This is a genomic window from Pseudanabaena sp. CCNP1317 (assembly GCF_034931345.1).
GTDB lineage: Bacteria > Cyanobacteriota > Cyanobacteriia > Pseudanabaenales > Pseudanabaenaceae > Pseudanabaena > Pseudanabaena galeata.
In genome coordinates, this window is sequence record NZ_JAYGIF010000017.1 from 14,090 (window position 1) to 31,435 (window position 17,346).

The following is a 17,346-nucleotide window of genomic DNA, read 5'->3' on the forward strand; positions in this document are numbered from 1 at the left end:
ATTACGAATTATAGCAACGCAAGAGATAGATTGGACAAATCAAAACCCAAAAGATGAGTGGCGGCGCGAAGCGCCGCCACTCATCTTTTGGGTTTTAGATCCTAAGCAAAACCTACATTGCTATACCAAAAACTAGCTAAGCATGGGACTTTGATCGGGAGGGAAATTGGGAGATTCGGGAGCATCTAAATCTTCCTGCTCGTCTTCTGTGAGTTTATGGGTAATGCGATCGCCATAGTAGAGAATCGGAATGATAAATAGAGTCAGGAAAGAAGAGGTTAACATCCCGCCTAGTAACGCCCAAGCAAGTCCAGACCAAACAGGATCGCTGAGAATTGAGAGTGTTCCTAACATTGTCGTAACGCTAGTTAACAAAATTGGGCGAAAGCGGACCGCTCCTGCTTCGAGAATTGCGGCTTTTAATTCACTGCCTTCCTTGAGTTTATCGCCGATGAATTCTAGCAGCACGATCGCATTTCTGACCACAATCCCCGCAAGGGCAATTACGCCGATCATGGCGGTGGCACTGAAATAGACACCATTGACCGCAAATACTAAGAGAATCCCAATCAAGGCTAGGGGAATTGAACCAAGAATGATCATCGGGACTTTGAAACTACGGAACTGCCCCACGAGAATCAGATAAATCAGTACCACCGCTACCATCATCGCTAGCCCCAAATCACGGAATACATCGAGGGTGAGTTTCCATTCCCCATCCCATTGAATGTAATAACCTTTGGGCAAGGGATTCTGAAAGAAGTAAATGATTTGTTCGATGACAGCATAGACGGAGGAGCGATCGCCCATTTCACCCATGACATAGGTGACGGGGCGTTGATCCTTATGCAGGATCGGCTCATCGACGGTGCTAGGCGTAAAGGTGACTAATTCCGTTAGCGGCACTAGGGAACCTTGGCTGGTTGGTAATTGAATCCGACTGAGATCGTCAATGCTCTGGCGATTGGCATCGGCAAAACGCACTTGAATGCCCACGGGTGCGAGTTCACCCGATACCTTCATGATCGAAACTTGCGAACCTGCGATCGCCATATTGATCGTCTGGGCAACATCCTGTGTGGTTAGCCCTGCGCGGTTGACCTTTTCGCGATCGACCACCAGACGCATCTGCGGGATTTGATTTTTAACGGAATCATCAATATCCACCACTTGCGCGGTTTGGGCAAATACTGCGCGTACTTCTTTCGTGAGTTGGCGCAATTTACCATAGTCAGAACCATAGATTTCGGCTAGGAGAGTCGATCGCACGGGTGGACCTGGTGGATCTTCCACTAATTTGACGATCGCATTATATTTTTGAGCAACTTCAGTTAATTTCGGACGCAGACTTAACACGATACCTTCCGATTGAATGGAACGGGCATCTTTGTTGGTGAGATGGACGCGAATATCGGCGTAATGTTCGCCAAAGCGATCGGTTGCCCCACGCAACATTCCGTTAAAGTCAATCGGTGCGCCCATGCCCACATAGGTTTCAAAATTAGTGGTTTCAGGATTTTGCCGCAAAATTGCTTCGAGATCCTGCACAATGCGATCGGTTTCTGCCAGTTCGGTTCCCAAGGGTGTATCTAGCTGCACAAGGAAGGTGTCTTTATTCGCCTTGGGTAGCATTCTAAACTTGACGGTTTGGGTGAGGGGCAGCAAGAATGAAGCTAACATCAAGCCTGTAATGAAAAACAACACAAAACGGCGACGGCTTGACGAATTGAGAAGCGGTAACATTAGTTTGGAATAGAAGCGATAGATCGCTCCATCTTCAACCTTTGTTACTTGATGTGCGTCTTCCCCATTTGCTCCTTTTTTGATTTTAATCATCCGTAATGCTAAAAATGGCGTGATTGTCAGCGCTAGGGTGGTACTGACGATCATGGCTACGGGGACGTTAAAGGGAATGGGCTGCATATAGGGTCCCATCATGCCCGTCACAAAGGCCATCGGCACAAAGGCGAGAATGACCGTAATTGTGGAAAGAATGACGGGTGTTCCCAATTCATTAACCGCCATTACCGCCGCTTGGGTTTTCTGCCGCCAGTTCATGTTGGGCGTTTCTTCAAAATAGCGATGAATGTTTTCGGTAACGGCGATCGCATCATCCACCAGCGTTCCCAAAGCTAAAATCAAGGCAAATAGGGTAATCCGATTGATCGTTTGTCCAGAAACAAATCCCACTGCGAGAGTGCCCGCAAGAGTCAAGGGAATCACAAAGGCAACAATCGAAGATTCGCGCCAACCTAAAAAGATGACCAACAAAGCCACAACCGTGAAAATAGCGATGCCTAAACTTTGATAGAGATCGCCCACAGCGCGATCGGCGGTCTGTCCATCATTACGGGTCACGGCGATCGCAATGCCCGATGGCAACTGCGGTTTCAGTTCTTCAACCCGTTGGAAAATCTGTTGGGCAACGGTAACAGCATTGGTTCCTTTTTGCTTGGCAATGCCGATGGTGATCGCAGGTTGTGCTACAAATTCGCCCTTGGGCTGGGCTTTGGTGTCGGGATAGGGAATGCTAATATCCCAATCTTGGCGAAAATTAATCCGTGAGATTGTCGTGCGATCGCTAAAATCATCAATTACATTCGCCACATCCCGTAAATAAATTGGTGAAGTGGAACCCTGTCCAAAGCCGACAATTACCTCCCCCACATCATTAACGGACTGAAAGAGATTACCGCCATCAATAAATAAACGAGTTTTGCCAATGGACACATCCCCCGCAGGCAAACGCACATTTTCATTCTGGAGGCGTTGAGCAATTTGCGGAGCTGAGAGTTTGTAGCTGGCGAGTTTGTCAGGGTCAAGATCTACTCGAATCGCACGGGGTTGTCCGCCAGTAATCGCGAGATTGGCGGTATTAGGAATGCTGCGAAGGTCTTCTAAGAGACGTTCACCGATGCGGCGCAATTGATTGTCGCTGTAGTCTTTACCTGTAATCGTCAGGGTCACAATCGGCACATCATCGATAATTACAGGCTTCACCAGATAACTTGCGCCCTTGGGCAGTAAGTCCTGATTGCTAAACATATGGTTCTGCAATTTAAAGAGGGAGTCTTCCCAATTCTGTCCCACGATAAACTGCACCGTCACCTTTGCGCCCGAATCTTGCGAGGCGGAGTAAATATGCTCAACCCCCGATAATTCCCTCAGTTTGGCTTCAATGGGATTGGTGAGGGTCTTTTCGACAACGGAAGCGGATGCTCCAGGATAGGGTAGATAGACTTCAGCCGCAGGAACGATGATCTGGGGGTTCTCTTCTTTGGGCGTAAGCACAACCGCACCGATGCCAAAAATTACCAGCACTGCAATTAATAAAATCGTCAACTGTGAGTTGATGAAGTAATTGGTAATCTGCCCAATGATGCTGTATTTAGGAGGGTTTTGAGGGGAATTAGTCATGGTGAAAAGGGGAGCTTAGTTTACTTGAACAGCATTGCCATTTTTGAGATCCGTAGAGGGCTGGACAACAACGCGATCGCCATTGGCTAAACCTGAAAACACTTCAATATCTTCACCAGTGACGCGCCCTGTGGTGATTGGCTGGAAGTTAGCTTTGCCTTCGGCTACCTTATACACGCCCTTAATGCCAAACTGGTTGACGACCGCCGCTTGGGGAATTACCAATGCTTGGCGATCGCCTGTTTTTTGAGCTACGGCAGGATTGGTTAACTGCAATCTGCCAAACATTCCCGAAATCACACCCGCCGTGCCATTCAAAGTCACCTTGACCGTGAAATTGCGCGTGGTGGGATCGGCCGCAGGAATAATATGGCTGACCTTGCCCGTCACCTCGCGATTGAGGGCATCAATATATACGGAGACATTCTGCCCTGAACGAATCTGAGAGATCATCGATTCGGGGACTTGGGTGCTAAACCGCAGGCGATCGCTACTTTCAATGGTTAACAAAGGTTGTGCAGGTCCAGCCATTGCCCCAACCTCACTATGCTTGCGTGTCACCACCCCATCAAAGGGAGCGGCGATCGTGCCATAGTCGAGATTCGCCACGACCTGTGATACTTGCGATTGGGCTTGACTGACCTGTGCTTGGGCTTGATTCATGGTGGCTTGGGATTGACCAATCATCGCTTGGGTTTGTTGCAGTCGCGCCTGACTCATTTTTACCCGCGTATTTGCCTGATCGAGCAGTTGTTGACTAACCGCACCTTCAGCTTGCAGCCTTGCCATCCGACCTTGCTCAAGCTTTGCTTCAGCTAAGTCCGACTCAATTTCAATCAGTTGTCCGATCGATTGCTGTAATCTCGCTTCCGCATTTTGAAAATTGGACTGCGCCATGCTCACCCCAGCCAGAGCTTGATTGCCCTGTGCCTGAATGTCCGCCACATCAATATCAATCAAGACTTGTCCAGCCGTGACCCGATCGCCTTCCTGCACATTTAACTGGCGAATTTGTCCCATGACGCGACTGGTCAGCGTCACCGTTTCTAAGGGTTCGACACTGCCCGTAAGCACGCGTTGATTATTCACACCCTGTTGACGGGCGATCGCGGTTTTTACCTGTATGGGATTAGCATTAGAACTTGCCGCTGCCAAATTTGCGGCTGACTGTCCATTTTTACTGCTTTGAGTCAACCACCAGATCGTGCCGCCCGAAAGTAAAACCAAGCCCGAAATTGAGCCAATCAACAGCAGTTTATTCTGTAATAGCGACTGCCAAAAATGCTGAGTTTTACTATTTGTGATTTTATTTGTGATCATAGCCATCTCCACTCCTGCGATTTAACGCCAGTTCTTAAAAAAATTAAGGTTGGTTGCCACGATGCACAGAATAACCCGCACCCTGCCAAGCCAGTAAACCACCTTGCAAACTATGGACTTTGCTATAGCCCTCAGAGACTAGCCATTGTGCCGCCATATCGCTGCGATGTCCTGATAGGCAAGTGACAGCGATCGCTTGATCTTGGGGAACTTCTTTAAGAATGCGATCGCGACTCATGCGCTTTGCCCCTGCGATATGCCCCATAAAATACTCAAACCAGCCCCGCACATCAATTACGAGTAATTGCTCTTGGCGCGAATTCAATTGTGTTGGCGAAAGGCTCACCGATTTTAATGCTGGCTTTTTAGCTGATTTCTGTTTATTTTGTTTACTATTCATTGTTTTAGGGATTTGGTGTTTTGGGAATTTGGAAGATCCCCCCAGCCCCCCTTAAAAAGGGGGGAGAAGACAACTTAATTTATTCTTCCCCCTTATTAAGGGGGATTGAGGGGGATCATTAGTAACTCACGATATAGCCGATAACCTTCTTCTTCCCCCTTCACAAGGGGGATTGAGGGGGATCTCTTTAAACTCTGCTCATCATGGCAAATGATTTGATAAATGGCGAAGCCATGCGCGGATCTTTAATCATGGCTGTGTAGTCGCCAACGCGGAATTGCAGTTTACGGCTCATATACGCCATACTCAAACCCAACATATCTAAGCCTCTCGTCGTCCACTTTAGCCAATGGGGACGATCGGCGCGTAAATCCCAGTTCAATGACTGACCATCATAGGCTCCTGCAAAAACCACCTTACCTTCCTGAACCACCAGTATTCCACTGGGTTTGTCTTGAGATTCAAAGCCATAGCCAATTACAGAATTAAAATGTATCTTCGCAAGTCCATTGACAATCTCTGCATCAGCATTCCATAGTTCACCAAAAGCTTTCATCCATTCAGGGGAAAATAAATCTGCCATTGTTCTCTCCTAAGTTAATTTAAATTTTGATAAAGCCTTAGCTTCTCTCTGTCTTCGTTTCGGGGTGTAGATCCCCCCCAGCCCCCCTTGTAAAGGGGAGAATTTTCTTCTTCCCCCTTTACAAGGGGGATTGAGGGGGATCTTTAGCAACTAACGATATATCTGACAATTTGTGTTTACACCGTAGCTTTTGTGAAAGAGTGAGGGCTTTAATAATTAGCCACAGTCTGCCATTCCGCCACCAGCGCAGGGGGAACCGATAGACTAATTGCATCACCATTGAGCGTAGGCAAAGAAATCTTTAAAGGAATCTCCGCTTGCAATTCTGCTAACAAAGGTTGCAGATCGTACTGCCCGACATTCCCCTGCGCTCCCTCTTTGAAAATGTTGCTAGAGGTATCAATAGCCGTGAGGGTTTTACCCAAGGAATTGCTTAAAGTTAAAGGCTGAGCATGATCGATCGCCACCAAATTAGGAAATCCCACCAAGCGCAACTCAAAACTACTATTGCCATCAGGACGCGATCGCTTGAAAGCGATCGTCTGCCATGTATTGCCATGCTGATCCTTGAGGGATTGACGCGATTGATAGACCATTTGATTTGGCGCTTCTTCTAATTGGCGAATCGCTGCTGAAGCACTAGGCGTATCAAGTACACCAAATCCGATTAAGGTAAAAATTGCGATCGCACCTATCAGCAATAACCAAGAAAAAAATTGACGAATTTGGCAGCTCATTAAATCTAGATCCTATTGTTTTTGAAATTGCTAAAAATTAACTCTGGCAAAGATTTGAACTGTTTTTTGAACTGTTTTTTGAACTGTCTGTCGATCCACGAGTAGAACTGCATAGCATCAGCAACTCTGTATCAATGACTCGATAAAATCGCCACACACTCTCACGCCGACAGGCTACCACTCCCGCATCCTTCATCAATCGCAAATGCTTTGATACATTGCCTTGATGGAGTCCAGTGCGATCGCAGATATCCTGAACACTGCGCTCTTGATTACAAATTGCCATCAGAATTTGCAAACGGGTTGGATCTGACAAAGCACGGAATCGATTTGCCAGAGTTTCCAATTCACTAGGATTGAGGGTGATATCCATGTCTGCTCCTATTCAAAATTAGAGTAAAACCCATTCCTATTCATGCTCTAATTTGAACTGCTTCAGGTTCTGGGATCGGAATAATTGGCTCCACTAATGGCAACCCGATCGCCTTAAAACCAAGCTTCTCAAACCAAGGAATCGTCCAACCAAAGCGCATTTTCGTGAGAAAATATTTCTCAAATCCAGCTTTCATCCAAGACACCCAGATCCCGTGATAGATCAAAGCGCGTTTGCGATCGCCTGACGCATTAGGCAAAAGCGGATCGGCTAAAAATAGCGCTCCTGTATTCCCAAAATCGGCAAAGCAAATCGCTTGTAAGGTTGGTCTGCACTGATTACCAGTAGAGACTCCTAACTCTAGGGCAATATTCTGGGCGATCGCCAAAGCCATTTCTTCCGACATCAATCCCACCTTGGGCGCACCCGTAGGAATTGGCGTTTGCTCCACGGCTTTAAGTTGGGTGACTACGCCGACAGAATAAATTGAAGTAAATTCTGGATGGCGATAGGTCGGCAAGACAGGCACAAAACCTTTGACATCAGTTAATCCGACCGCTTCACGGAGAAACTTGGGTCCTCGGAAAGGCGGTAACACCATTGTAAATTTAGAAGGAATCACGCTCCCATCAACCAAATGCACAGCATCAGATTCAAAATGGGAAATAGCCGTATTTTCCATCAGCTCGATTTCCCGATCTGCCATAAATTTACGCATCAGCCAGCGTGAGCTTGCCATACCGCCGATGCCTAGATGTCCTGCATAGGGTTCAGAAGTAATGAAAGTGATTGGAACTTGCGATCGCAGTCCTTTTTTCTTCAATTGATCATGGATCAAAAAAGCAAACTCATAGGCGGGACCAAAACAACTCGCTCCTGGGGACGCACCCACCACGATCGGTCCTGGATTCTCTAAGAATTGCTCCCATGCTTCACCAGCTAACACTGCATGATGTGGATTACAAATTGATTGGGTATAGCCACCTTCGGGTCCTAATCCCTTCAGAGCATCCAAGGCAAGTTCAGGTCCCGTGGCAATTACTGCATAGTCATAGTCCAATGTGCGATCGTCGCCCATCTTGATCTGACGCAACTTTGGATCGATCGCCGTGACTGCTGCATGAATAAACTCAATGTCATGCTTAGCAACAGTTTTTGCTAAATCCAATTGAATACTATCAAGGGATTTTAATCCTAGCGCCACCCAAGGTAGAGAAGGCACAAAGGTAAACTTTGGTTGATTGGAAATAAGCGTGATCTTATGTTCACGGGGTAATACATGCCTCAACTCGTAAGCAGCAGGTAAACCTCCTAATCCAGCGCCAATCACAACAACGCGAGCCATAATCTCGACTCCTAAAAAAATAAATTTATAAAAATTTTTAATAAATGCTCCTAGTGTGAGGATGGTGCAAAGCACTATCCTCATACCTTCACTCTCTCACTCCTAATTTTTGCAGTACCACAATCAACGGACACCAGTTGGTAAAAGCCGATTGCAGCAAGTTTAGTCCGACAAATGCAGTCAAAAACAGCCAATTGACATTAATCAGCGATAGAGACAAGCTGAGCAAAACCATACTGCCTGCGACTAAGCGCAACCACTGCGATTGATTCCAAGATCGGTTACTACTAATCATCGGTTTCTGCATTGAGCTTTTGACATTAATAAAATGATTATATCACTATACAGTAATTTAGTTGATAAATTGAAATATTTTGAAACATACTCTCGCAGCATTTTATGAAAACACCAGTTATTGCGTTATTTGATCTCTTTGCGAATCTCGAATAATACTGATTCCACCCCAAACAACGAGACTTGCGATGCTCAATCCAATAATCAAATCAGGAAATCGGGAATTTAATAGATTTACTAGCAAACCTGCGATAATCACACTAAAATTTGCGATGACATCATTCTGAGTAAATATCCAGCTTGCTCGCATATGTACTTCACCTTGACGATGCTTTGAGAGTAGGTACAAACAATAACTGTTCACAATAAGTGACAAGAGAGCAATTGCCATCATCCAGCCTGATTCTGGAGAGCTTCCCCAGACAAACCGTCGAATTACATCAAGGACAACCATCACCGCTAATGTGATTTGAAAAATGCCACTTAGAGTCGCGGCTCGATTCTTGTAATGCGCTGATTTACCAACTGCGTAAAGTGAAATTGTGTAAACCGAAGCATCGGCAAACATATCTAATGCGTCTGCAATCAGGGCAGTAGAATGCGATATAGTCCCTGCCACAATTCCAAGTACAAACATTATGCTATTAAGCAGTAATAAAATCCGCAGAGTTTTACGCTCCGCTTTATTCTTTGCCTCCATGTGACATCCACAGTCCGACATTGTTGCCTCGCTTGTTGTTTTAGCTTTCTTAAATAATTATGGCAATTTGTAGCCTTTGCCTCGCAAAAAATTGTAGTGCTTTATCGCACAATACATAGCTCACCATAATTAAAACCTAAAACCAGAAGCTGTCCCGCCCGCTATGCGGGCAGGACAGCTTTCTAGGTTTTGCGTTTACTTATGCCTAGCTACTTATAACGCATTAATTTCCTTTGCACCCGCAATTACCTTTGTGGTCATCTTCTCCACCAAGAGCATGTTCCGCCTCATGGTCGCGATCGCGTTCCTCTTGAGTTTTCACAATTAGTGAACCCGCAAGATAGGCTGTTATGGCAGCATCGGGATCGATTTCAGGGGTGACAATGGGCTTGATACCTTTGGATTCTATACGGCGAGACAAGCCATTGCCCATACTGCCACTAATCAGTACCTGTACATCGTCCAAGGGATGTGATTCTTTAGGAGAGCTTTCATGGAAGCTTTGGGCTTTAGTAAGTTGTAAAAGCTGTTTATTTTGAATAAATATGTCATCCACATCGTAGATTCAGAATTTCTGGCAATGTCCGAGATGTCCTGTTACGTTGGTTTGGTTTTGGCTAGATACGGCAATTTTCATTAAATAGTTCCTATTCTTTGTTTGTTAGTTGATGTTATGTGAAAGTTTCTAAGACCCTCACCCCTCGCCCCTCTCCCAAAAGGGGCGAGAGGAACAAGAGTTGGTCTTACTTCGCCCTTCATGGGAGAGGGGGCTGGGGGGTGAGGGCAATCTTCGTTCTATGTAACATCAGTTGTTTAGGCAGAAATATCAGGAGATGTCAGAGCCAATGGAACTGGGAAGTTATGTCCATTGGGCGATCGCATGACTTCAATTCCAATATCTGCCCGATTAAGCAGATCGGCATGAGTGCGAATTGGACGACCAGAATCATCTAAAATCGATTGTTGGAAATTAAAACCATTGAGATTAAAGCTGATTGCGCCGATACCTAAAGCGGCAAACCAAATTCCAATAGTGGGTAATGCGGCTAATAGAAAGTGGGTAGTCCGACTATTCCGCAGAGATAGTGTGGGAATCAGTAATCTACCTAAATAACCACTGTGGCTAGCAAGCAGATTATAGGTAGTTTCTTCTTGACCAAATTTATAGCCGAGGTTAGCTGATTCAATCTCTGTAGTTTCGCGAATTAGGCTCGAAGTAACGAGAGAGCCGTGGAGCGAACTCAAAAGCGCACCACCCAAAATTCCCGCTACTCCAAGCATATGGAACGGATGCATCAAGACGTTATGCTTGGCTTGGAGCGAGAGCATGAAGTAGAATGTCCCCGAAATTCCCAAAGGCATTCCTTCAGAAAAGCTTCCTTGCCCGATGGGGTAGATGAACAGTACGGCGGTGGCGGCAGCAACGGGAGCAGAAAAGGCTACGGCAATCCAAGGACGCATTCCTAAGCGATAGCTCAATTCCCATTGCCGACCAAGATAAGCCCAAATGCCAATCAGAAAATGAAACACGATCATCTGATAAGGACCACCATTATAGAGCCATTCATCAATGGAGTCGGCTTCCCATAATGGATAAAAATGCAGCCCGATCGCTGCCGAAGTTGGCACGACAGCAGCAGTGATCATGTTGTTATGCGCCATCAGCGATCCAGCGATGGGAACGCGAATACCCTCCATATCGACAGATGGAGCATTGGCGATCGCTAGTACAAACACGATCGCTGCCACGAGCAATGTGGGAATTGCAAGAATACCGAACCAGCCTATATATAGACGGTTGCTGGTACTTGTAATCCAGTCAGAAAAGACTTGCCAAGAATTTACTGGGTCAAGCTTTGACTGTTTCGGAAAGATATAAGTTGTCATAATTATTACTCTTTGTCAATACAATTCAATAGTGAATAGAATGTAACTGAACTGAGAAGTTTAAAAAGACTGCAATTAGTGATACTAAATGTGGAGATGTCCTATACCCACCAAGGCTGCTTACCAGTTCGAGGATCGGTGTCTGTCCATGGCGAGATCAAAATTTTGTTGTCAGTTACTGCAACTTTGACAATCTTAAGCGGTAGAGGAGCGGGACCACGCACCACGGTTCCATCAGGCGCATAGAGAGAACCGTGACAAGGGCATTGGAACTGTTGATCCAGAGGGTTCCAAGGAAAGGTGCAACCGAGATGGGTGCAGTTATCGACAATGCCGATGTTATCGAGAGTGCGATCGGCGGTGACAATCAGATAGGTGGGTTCACCTGCCAATCCCGCAACTAGAGCGCGAGTTTCTGGTGGCTCAGCCAAGAGTTGTGTAGCAGGAATAACTTTGCCTAAGATATCCTTAGCAAGAATAGCACCACCTTCGCCAACAGCTTCCGATGGTGGAACGAAGAAATTACCAAAGGGATAGAGTGCCGATCCTGTGGTCACAGCGATCGCTGATCCTGTGATGAAGTTTAGTAATTGCCGCCGCGACAGGGACGGACTTTCTAAGGGAAGACTATTTTCCATGAAGAGACTCGGTAGCTTTATTGGTACGAATTCCTAGAAGTTGATAAAGCCCACAAAAGCCCATTAGAGCAGTTACCAGCATTACGCTACTCATCACAACTAGACCAATTCCTAATCCAGTACCGCCATAAAGGAAAAAGCCTAAATAGAACAATCCAGCAGCCAATAACAAACGAATCAGGCGATCAACTGTGCCAACATTTGTGTTCATAAAGGTAATCTCCAATTTTAAACAAATTGCAAAAACTTGCAGCAATATTGGAAGACTTAATTCTTGAAGTATTGCAATATTTTTTGTAATCTACTTCAATATAACTTATTAGTAATATAATTAAACAAGATTAGTCTTAAGACTATGTTAAATTTAAGCTCTACAAGGCTCGAACCTTTTACTAGCTATAGGCTCCAGTCTTTTAGCCGTCCATCGCAATCAGATGATTCATCGTAAAGAACTATATGATTTCAGTACAAGTCATCTAACTCACACGGGAGGTTATACATCAGGATGTCATGCTGATTTTGGTTCGGAACTACCTTATCCATGTCGCGATCAATATGGTGGTAATGGGTCTGTTTGGTTGGCAAGCCCTGACTGGCATCCAAACTGTCCAGAATATTTTAGCTTCGATGAATGCACCATTTGCTCAATTATGACAATGTAAAGGGTTTTCCACCTAGTCTTGCTGGTTGGAAACAAGCTGGTGGGGCGATCGCTTAAGCATTAAATTTGCCGCCAGAATACCAATAATTGCCAGTACCGCCATGGGATAAAAAACATAGGTGTAATTACCAAACAAATCACGAATTTGTCCAGCTATTAAAGTACCGATCAGAGCGCCAACTCCATAGGCGGTAAACACTAGCCCGTAATTTTGAGCATATTGATTGGGATTGAAAAATTGCAAAGTAATCGTAGGAGCCATAGCTAACCAACCGCCAAGATTGAACCAAAACAGACAAAATGCGATCAGGTAAGTGGCGACCTGTCCCTTTTGAGCGCCGATCATCATCAATGAAGCAATCAAAATCAAGGTATAGGAAGAGATCGCTACATAATGCGGTTTAATGCGATCGCATAGCCAGCCAAACAGAGGACGACTAAGACCATTGAATAGTGCAAATAAAGACACGCTGCTAGCGGCTAAAGCAGGATTGATTTGAATCACCTCTTCTCCGACAGAACTGGAAATCCCGATCGCACTCAATCCCACTAAACTGGCGATCGCATAGCAAATCCACAACCCATAAAATGAGCGACTTTTTAAAATTTGCGCGGGATAGTTGATTGCTTGAGTAGAGGCAGAACTAGTTGAAGCTTGCCGAGGATGCCAGTCCTTTGGTGGTGGTTTGAGCATCGTAGCGATCGCCAAAATAATTACCATAAAAACAATTCCCAATATCCTCAATGTTGGCTTGATACCATACACAGTAATTAATTGATTTGCTAAGGGAGCTGTGATTAATGGAGAAAGTCCAAAACCGATAATTGTCAAACCAACCGCTAAGCCACGTTTGTCAGGGAACCATTTTGCTACCACTGCCATCGGAACACCATAGGCGATCCCCACTCCTGACCCCACAAATACGCCATAGGTAAGAATCATCATCTCAATACTACCAACTAAGCTAGAGAGAATGTATCCTAAACCAACAATAATTCCACCGATGGTAGCGATCGGGCGCATACCTAGACGCGGAATATAAAAACCTGCAATCGGCATCAGGAGAGCGTAAAAAACTAGCGCCACAGTGTAGGGTAATAGGCTTTGAGTAGCGGTAATTCCCAATTCTGCTTCCAATGGCTTTCTAAATATGCTCCAAGTGTATATATTCCCCAAACAGAGTAAAATCATCATCCCCAGGGGAATCAGTAGCCATCGCCCTGTTTCGGCGGGTATTCCCAATACGGTTACATTTGAATGATTGTTGTCAAGCATAAAGTATTTGTAAATAAGTTGGAGTAGCAAAAGAAAAATATAAGAGTGAGCTTAAGAAGCCATTTAAGAATTGTCTAGATCCCCCCCCAGCCCCCCTTAAAAAGGGGGGAGAATTATCTTCTTCCCCCTTTTTAAGGGGGATTGAGGGGGATCTTTTAGTTTTTTTATACTAAAAAGTAATTCTTAAATAGTTTCTAAGAAGTCTTTTACTCCCTCTAAATACCAATTCACAAAAGTGGGACAACACTTTTATAGATTGAAAATCAAAACCAGCAAGGTTTTTAAAGACACAAAATGACTATGCGATTTTGTGTTTGGGATAACTAAGTAGCTAGGCATAAGTAAACTAAAACCCTAGAAAGCTGTCCAGTCTGCTACGCGGGCGGGACAGCTTCTGGTTTTAGGTTTTAATTATAGTGAGCTACTTATCTTAACGTCAGTTCGACGAAAGCACGCCGCAAATGGATATATCGAATTCACGCTATCTTAGACAAATCAATAGAAATTTTTTGATGAATCTGCCTTACTTAATCCATAACAGCTAAATTCATCCTTAATTTTTAGGTTAGAAAAACGCTATTATTTATCATGTTTAATCATCCCGTGCGGAAAGCTCATGTCTGAACCTATTTGGTCCTATGTCACCCCTGGCATTCCTGACGAATTATTTGATCGCTTGCCAGGAATCCCGATGAGCAAATGTGAAACAAGGTTGTTAATTATCGGACAATTGCGGCTCAAGGTTGACTCGGTACTATGGGATATTGGCGCAGGTACTGGGACAATTCCCATTGAGACGGGTTTGCTATGTCCTAAGGGGAAAATTGTGGCGATCGAGCGTGATGAAGATGTGGCGGGATTGATTGCTAAGAATTGCCAGAAATTTGCGGTGAATAATGTTGAAATTAAAATCGGTAGTGCGCCAGAGTGCTTGACTAGTTTGACGACAAATCCCGATCGCATTTGTATCGAAGGTGGGCGATCGGTATCGGAAATTCTGGAATATTGTTGGGATCGTTTGCAGATTGATGGCAGGGCGATCGCAACTACGAATAGTCTTGAGGGTTTGTATGCAATTTCTGAAAGTTTTGCCAAACTACAAGCGCGAAATGTAGAAGTAGTGCAATCTTCAGTAAACCGCTTAGAAACTCGCGGCAACCGTCAAGTTTTCGCCGCCGTTAGCCCGATGTTTATTATTAGCGGCGAAAAACTGTAACCCCCTTTAACGTCAGTTCGACGAAAGCTAAAAATGGTAAGAATCGCTAAGCGATTCTTACCATTTTTAGCCATTTGCGGCGTGCTTTGCACGCCGCAAATGGCTATATCGAACTCACGTCCCTTTAATTCCCCCTTGCAAAGGGGGGAAACTAGAAATTTGGTTCCCTCCCCTTTGCAAGGGGAGGGTTAGGGAGTGGTTAGGAGATTTCGCGAATTTGAGGTTTTCCGTCCTTGAATTCACCAACTAAAATCAGATCGGTAACACCGACAAATAGACCATTCTCGACTACACCAGGGATGTTGTTCAAGGTTTTCTCAAGTTCAGCAGCATCTGCGATCGCCTCAAAGGTGACATCTAAAACCATGTTGCCTTGATCGGTAATTACGGGACCATCTTTTTTGACACCCATGCGTAGATCGGTTTTACCACCTAGCTTTTCTACGGCTCTAGTGACGGGGGCAACTGCCATCGGCAAAACTTCAATAGGTACTGCAAAAGTAGAGCCAAGCTTATCTACTAACTTCGATTCATCGACAACGACGATAAATAATGCGGCAAGGGAATCGACAACTTTCTCACGGGTGTGAGCAGCACCACCTCCCTTAATCAAGGTTTTATTGGGGTCAACTTCATCAGCACCATCGATCGCTACATCCACGCGATCGACATCATCAAGACTACGGATAGGAATCCCATATTTTTTGCCCAAAACTGAAGCTTGGAAAGAAGTGGGGATACCGACAATATCGGTTAGCTCGCCTGCGGAAATGCGTCGTCCTAGCTCCTCGATCGCAAAAGCAGTTGTGGAACCAGTACCTAAACCAACTACCATACCTGACTTGACGCGTTGCGCTGCCGCAATGCCAACTTCTTGTTTTAACTTTTTAATATCTTCAGCAGAAATACTCATGGGGAAATACTTATTTATAAACTTAAAAGTAGTAAAGGTTCTGCGATTTCATAAAGAATCCGATTTTTAGTAGCGGGGCAAAGTCTCGCTACTAAAAATCGGTTCTTTACTTTACTGCGTGTCCCTAATTTTAATCCTATCGCAACCTGTGAGCAGCGACTGAGAAACTGTCTAAATGAAATGTGTTATATGATACAATCCTAAATGATTTGAGAGATTGCATTCTGAAGGGACGCACTCTCTCAAATCATTTAATTACACGATCGCTATAGGGTGGGGAAGCATCAAAGCAGTTACGCCGTATGGCTGATTACACTGCTATCGTCATTTGAGTTACAAATAACGTGGGCGGGACTTAGAAGATGACTTTTTATTTAGAGTTACAGAAATTGCATTCTTTCGCTATCCCTAATATCGTAGTTTTATGAAAAGGCTAACCTATATCAGTAAGTTTGCGCGATCGCTTACCAAGAAAGAGATTGAAAGCATTAGTACTATTTCGCAGACAAATAACTCTAGAGAAGGTATTACGGGAGTTTTACTATGCTGTGGCGGCATATTTTTTCAGATCTTAGAAGGGGAAGAAGATAGAATTGACAGACTTTATAAAAAAATCTTAGAAGACGATCGTCATAATCAGATTCTCTGCCTCAAATCCGAGCTAAATGTATCGCAACGACGCTTTCCCGATTGGTCAATGGAAGTAATCGTTCTTGATGAAAATAACGATATTTTATTACAACCAATCAAGATTTTGCTGCAAACTTTAGGCGAATCACAAACAATTTTAGCCAGCTATACACAATCAGGAGTTTTGCAAGCCATTGAGAATGGAATTAATCCACTCACACTTACACCGCGATATACAGAAAAAATAATTTTCTTTGCCGATATCATTAGTTTTACTAGCATCACTGAAAAACTAGAAGTAACTGACGTTGTGGATTTACTCAATCAATTTTTTACAATCTGTACTAAAGCGATCGCAGCTAAAGGTGGCGAAGTCACGAAATTTATTGGTGATTGTGTAATGGCGTATTTTGATGGCGATCGTGCCGATGAAGCGATCCAAGCGAGTTTAGAGGTACTAGCCGAACTAGAAATATTACGCAGTCAGGCATCTGCTCATAGTCCATTACGAGTTCTCTATATTGGCATTGGATTATCGAAAGGAACCGTATTAGAAGGAAATATTGGTTCTCAAACTAAAAAAGAATATGCAGTTATTGGTGATGCGGTTAATGTTGCCTCAAGGATTGAAGCACTGACCAGACAGTTAAATCGATTTTTGGTGTTTTCGGCATCTGTACGTGAGGGACTAAGCGATCGCTGGCGACCTGTAAGACTAGGAGATTTTAAAGCAAAAGGGAAAGAGGCGATCGTCGAAGTTTATTCGATTGATGATGTCTTAACTTTCCAAAAGTCAGACTTTCAGAAGCTAAAACAAGAAATTAAGCAACATCTTGAATTAATTGGCAGTCAAACCCCAGAGTTAGTGTAGTAAATGCAGGTGGCGCTTCGCGCCACCTGCTATACATTTTTTGAAAGCGTTGCTTTGCAACGGGTTTAGAAAATATATTAGGTTT

18 protein-coding genes are annotated in these 17,346 nt (G+C 44.5%); 3 read left to right on the forward strand and 15 right to left on the reverse strand.

Features of this window, described 5'->3' with window-relative positions:
- Positions 1 to 132 precede the first annotated feature (132 nt).
- From VB775_RS07755 to VB775_RS07815, 13 genes are all read right to left on the reverse strand, one after another.
- A complete protein-coding gene (locus tag VB775_RS07755) occupies positions 133 to 3,417 on the reverse strand; it encodes an efflux RND transporter permease subunit (protein ID WP_281008365.1) in 3,285 nt (1,094 codons plus the stop codon).
- Positions 3,418 to 3,432: 15 nt separating this feature from the next.
- Positions 3,433 to 4,737 (reverse strand): efflux RND transporter periplasmic adaptor subunit, encoded by a 1,305-nt coding sequence (locus VB775_RS07760; RefSeq protein WP_281008366.1) that lies wholly within the window; start codon positions 4,735 to 4,737, stop codon positions 3,433 to 3,435.
- A 43-nt stretch (positions 4,738 to 4,780) separates the two neighbouring features.
- On the reverse strand, positions 4,781 to 5,137 hold the full coding sequence (locus tag VB775_RS07765) for a rhodanese-like domain-containing protein (protein ID WP_281008367.1): 357 nt from the start codon (positions 5,135 to 5,137) through the stop codon (positions 4,781 to 4,783).
- Between the two features lie 187 nt (positions 5,138 to 5,324).
- Positions 5,325 to 5,720, reverse strand: coding sequence for an SCP-2 sterol transfer family protein (locus VB775_RS07770; RefSeq protein ID WP_281008368.1), 396 nt, complete (start codon positions 5,718 to 5,720; stop codon positions 5,325 to 5,327).
- A 209-nt stretch (positions 5,721 to 5,929) separates the two neighbouring features.
- Positions 5,930 to 6,457 (reverse strand): DUF3122 domain-containing protein, encoded by a 528-nt coding sequence (locus VB775_RS07775; protein WP_281008369.1) that lies wholly within the window; start codon positions 6,455 to 6,457, stop codon positions 5,930 to 5,932.
- Between the two features lie 37 nt (positions 6,458 to 6,494).
- On the reverse strand, positions 6,495 to 6,830 hold the full coding sequence (locus VB775_RS07780; protein ID WP_281008370.1) for an ArsR/SmtB family transcription factor: 336 nt from the start codon (positions 6,828 to 6,830) through the stop codon (positions 6,495 to 6,497).
- 40 nt (positions 6,831 to 6,870) lie between these two features.
- Positions 6,871 to 8,175, reverse strand: a complete 1,305-nt coding sequence (locus VB775_RS07785) for an NAD(P)/FAD-dependent oxidoreductase (protein WP_281008371.1) — start codon at positions 8,173 to 8,175, stop codon at positions 6,871 to 6,873.
- An 88-nt stretch (positions 8,176 to 8,263) separates the two neighbouring features.
- On the reverse strand, positions 8,264 to 8,470 hold the full coding sequence (locus tag VB775_RS07790; protein ID WP_281008372.1) for a DUF2892 domain-containing protein: 207 nt from the start codon (positions 8,468 to 8,470) through the stop codon (positions 8,264 to 8,266).
- Between the two features lie 117 nt (positions 8,471 to 8,587).
- On the reverse strand, positions 8,588 to 9,190 hold the full coding sequence (locus tag VB775_RS07795; protein WP_281008373.1) for a cation transporter: 603 nt from the start codon (positions 9,188 to 9,190) through the stop codon (positions 8,588 to 8,590).
- A 202-nt stretch (positions 9,191 to 9,392) separates the two neighbouring features.
- On the reverse strand, positions 9,393 to 9,725 hold the full coding sequence (locus tag VB775_RS07800) for a NifB/NifX family molybdenum-iron cluster-binding protein (RefSeq protein WP_281008374.1): 333 nt from the start codon (positions 9,723 to 9,725) through the stop codon (positions 9,393 to 9,395).
- A gap of 257 nt (positions 9,726 to 9,982) precedes the next feature.
- Complete coding sequence (locus VB775_RS07805) at positions 9,983 to 11,056, reverse strand: Photosystem Q(B) protein 1 (RefSeq protein ID WP_281008375.1); 1,074 nt, start codon at positions 11,054 to 11,056, stop codon at positions 9,983 to 9,985.
- Between the two features lie 101 nt (positions 11,057 to 11,157).
- On the reverse strand, positions 11,158 to 11,694 hold the full coding sequence (gene petC, locus VB775_RS07810) for a cytochrome b6-f complex iron-sulfur subunit (RefSeq protein WP_281008376.1): 537 nt from the start codon (positions 11,692 to 11,694) through the stop codon (positions 11,158 to 11,160).
- A complete protein-coding gene (locus tag VB775_RS07815) occupies positions 11,684 to 11,905 on the reverse strand; it encodes a DUF2892 domain-containing protein (RefSeq protein WP_281008377.1) in 222 nt (73 codons plus the stop codon). Before VB775_RS07815 ends, petC begins: the two co-directional genes overlap by 11 nt.
- A gap of 299 nt (positions 11,906 to 12,204) precedes the next feature.
- Between VB775_RS07815 and VB775_RS07820 the strand changes: the two genes are divergently transcribed.
- Entirely contained in the window at positions 12,205 to 12,348 is a 144-nt protein-coding gene (locus VB775_RS07820; RefSeq protein WP_281008378.1) for a hypothetical protein, read from the forward strand.
- 20 nt (positions 12,349 to 12,368) lie between these two features.
- On the opposite strand, the gene VB775_RS07825 is transcribed toward VB775_RS07820, so the two are convergent.
- Positions 12,369 to 13,631 carry an OFA family MFS transporter gene (locus VB775_RS07825; protein ID WP_281008379.1) on the reverse strand — a complete coding sequence of 421 codons (1,263 nt, stop codon included), beginning with the start codon at positions 13,629 to 13,631 and terminating at the stop codon, positions 12,369 to 12,371.
- 616 nt (positions 13,632 to 14,247) lie between these two features.
- On the opposite strand from VB775_RS07825, the gene cbiT reads away from it, so the two are divergent.
- A complete protein-coding gene (gene cbiT, locus VB775_RS07830; RefSeq protein ID WP_281008380.1) occupies positions 14,248 to 14,847 on the forward strand; it encodes a precorrin-6Y C5,15-methyltransferase subunit CbiT in 600 nt (199 codons plus the stop codon).
- Positions 14,848 to 15,046: 199 nt separating this feature from the next.
- Here cbiT and rpiA read toward each other — a convergent pair whose 3' ends face one another.
- Entirely contained in the window at positions 15,047 to 15,760 is a 714-nt protein-coding gene (rpiA, locus tag VB775_RS07835; protein ID WP_281008381.1) for a ribose-5-phosphate isomerase RpiA, read from the reverse strand.
- Between the two features lie 424 nt (positions 15,761 to 16,184).
- Here rpiA and VB775_RS07840 point away from each other — a divergent pair, with 424 nt between their 5' ends.
- Positions 16,185 to 17,261 carry a BLUF domain-containing protein gene (locus VB775_RS07840; RefSeq protein ID WP_281008382.1) on the forward strand — a complete coding sequence of 359 codons (1,077 nt, stop codon included), beginning with the start codon at positions 16,185 to 16,187 and terminating at the stop codon, positions 17,259 to 17,261.
- The last annotated feature ends 85 nt before the right edge of the window (positions 17,262 to 17,346 follow it).

Coding starts and splice junctions, on each gene's coding strand:
- VB775_RS07755 (WP_281008365.1), bottom strand. CDS start 3,417: ATGACTAATTCCCCTCAAAACCCTCCTAAATACAGCATCATTGGGCAG.
- VB775_RS07760 (WP_281008366.1), bottom strand. CDS start 4,737: ATGATCACAAATAAAATCACAAATAGTAAAACTCAGCATTTTTGGCAG.
- VB775_RS07765 (WP_281008367.1), bottom strand. CDS start 5,137: ATGAATAGTAAACAAAATAAACAGAAATCAGCTAAAAAGCCAGCATTA.
- VB775_RS07770 (WP_281008368.1), bottom strand. CDS start 5,720: ATGGCAGATTTATTTTCCCCTGAATGGATGAAAGCTTTTGGTGAACTA.
- VB775_RS07775 (WP_281008369.1), bottom strand. CDS start 6,457: ATGAGCTGCCAAATTCGTCAATTTTTTTCTTGGTTATTGCTGATAGGT.
- VB775_RS07780 (WP_281008370.1), bottom strand. CDS start 6,830: ATGGATATCACCCTCAATCCTAGTGAATTGGAAACTCTGGCAAATCGA.
- VB775_RS07785 (WP_281008371.1), bottom strand. CDS start 8,175: ATGGCTCGCGTTGTTGTGATTGGCGCTGGATTAGGAGGTTTACCTGCT.
- VB775_RS07790 (WP_281008372.1), bottom strand. CDS start 8,470: ATGATTAGTAGTAACCGATCTTGGAATCAATCGCAGTGGTTGCGCTTA.
- VB775_RS07795 (WP_281008373.1), bottom strand. CDS start 9,190: ATGTCGGACTGTGGATGTCACATGGAGGCAAAGAATAAAGCGGAGCGT.
- VB775_RS07805 (WP_281008375.1), bottom strand. CDS start 11,056: ATGACAACTTATATCTTTCCGAAACAGTCAAAGCTTGACCCAGTAAAT.
- petC (WP_281008376.1), bottom strand. CDS start 11,694: ATGGAAAATAGTCTTCCCTTAGAAAGTCCGTCCCTGTCGCGGCGGCAA.
- VB775_RS07815 (WP_281008377.1), bottom strand. CDS start 11,905: ATGAACACAAATGTTGGCACAGTTGATCGCCTGATTCGTTTGTTATTG.
- VB775_RS07820 (WP_281008378.1), top strand. CDS start 12,205: ATGCTGATTTTGGTTCGGAACTACCTTATCCATGTCGCGATCAATATG.
- VB775_RS07825 (WP_281008379.1), bottom strand. CDS start 13,631: ATGCTTGACAACAATCATTCAAATGTAACCGTATTGGGAATACCCGCC.
- cbiT (WP_281008380.1), top strand. CDS start 14,248: ATGTCTGAACCTATTTGGTCCTATGTCACCCCTGGCATTCCTGACGAA.
- rpiA (WP_281008381.1), bottom strand. CDS start 15,760: ATGAGTATTTCTGCTGAAGATATTAAAAAGTTAAAACAAGAAGTTGGC.
- VB775_RS07840 (WP_281008382.1), top strand. CDS start 16,185: ATGAAAAGGCTAACCTATATCAGTAAGTTTGCGCGATCGCTTACCAAG.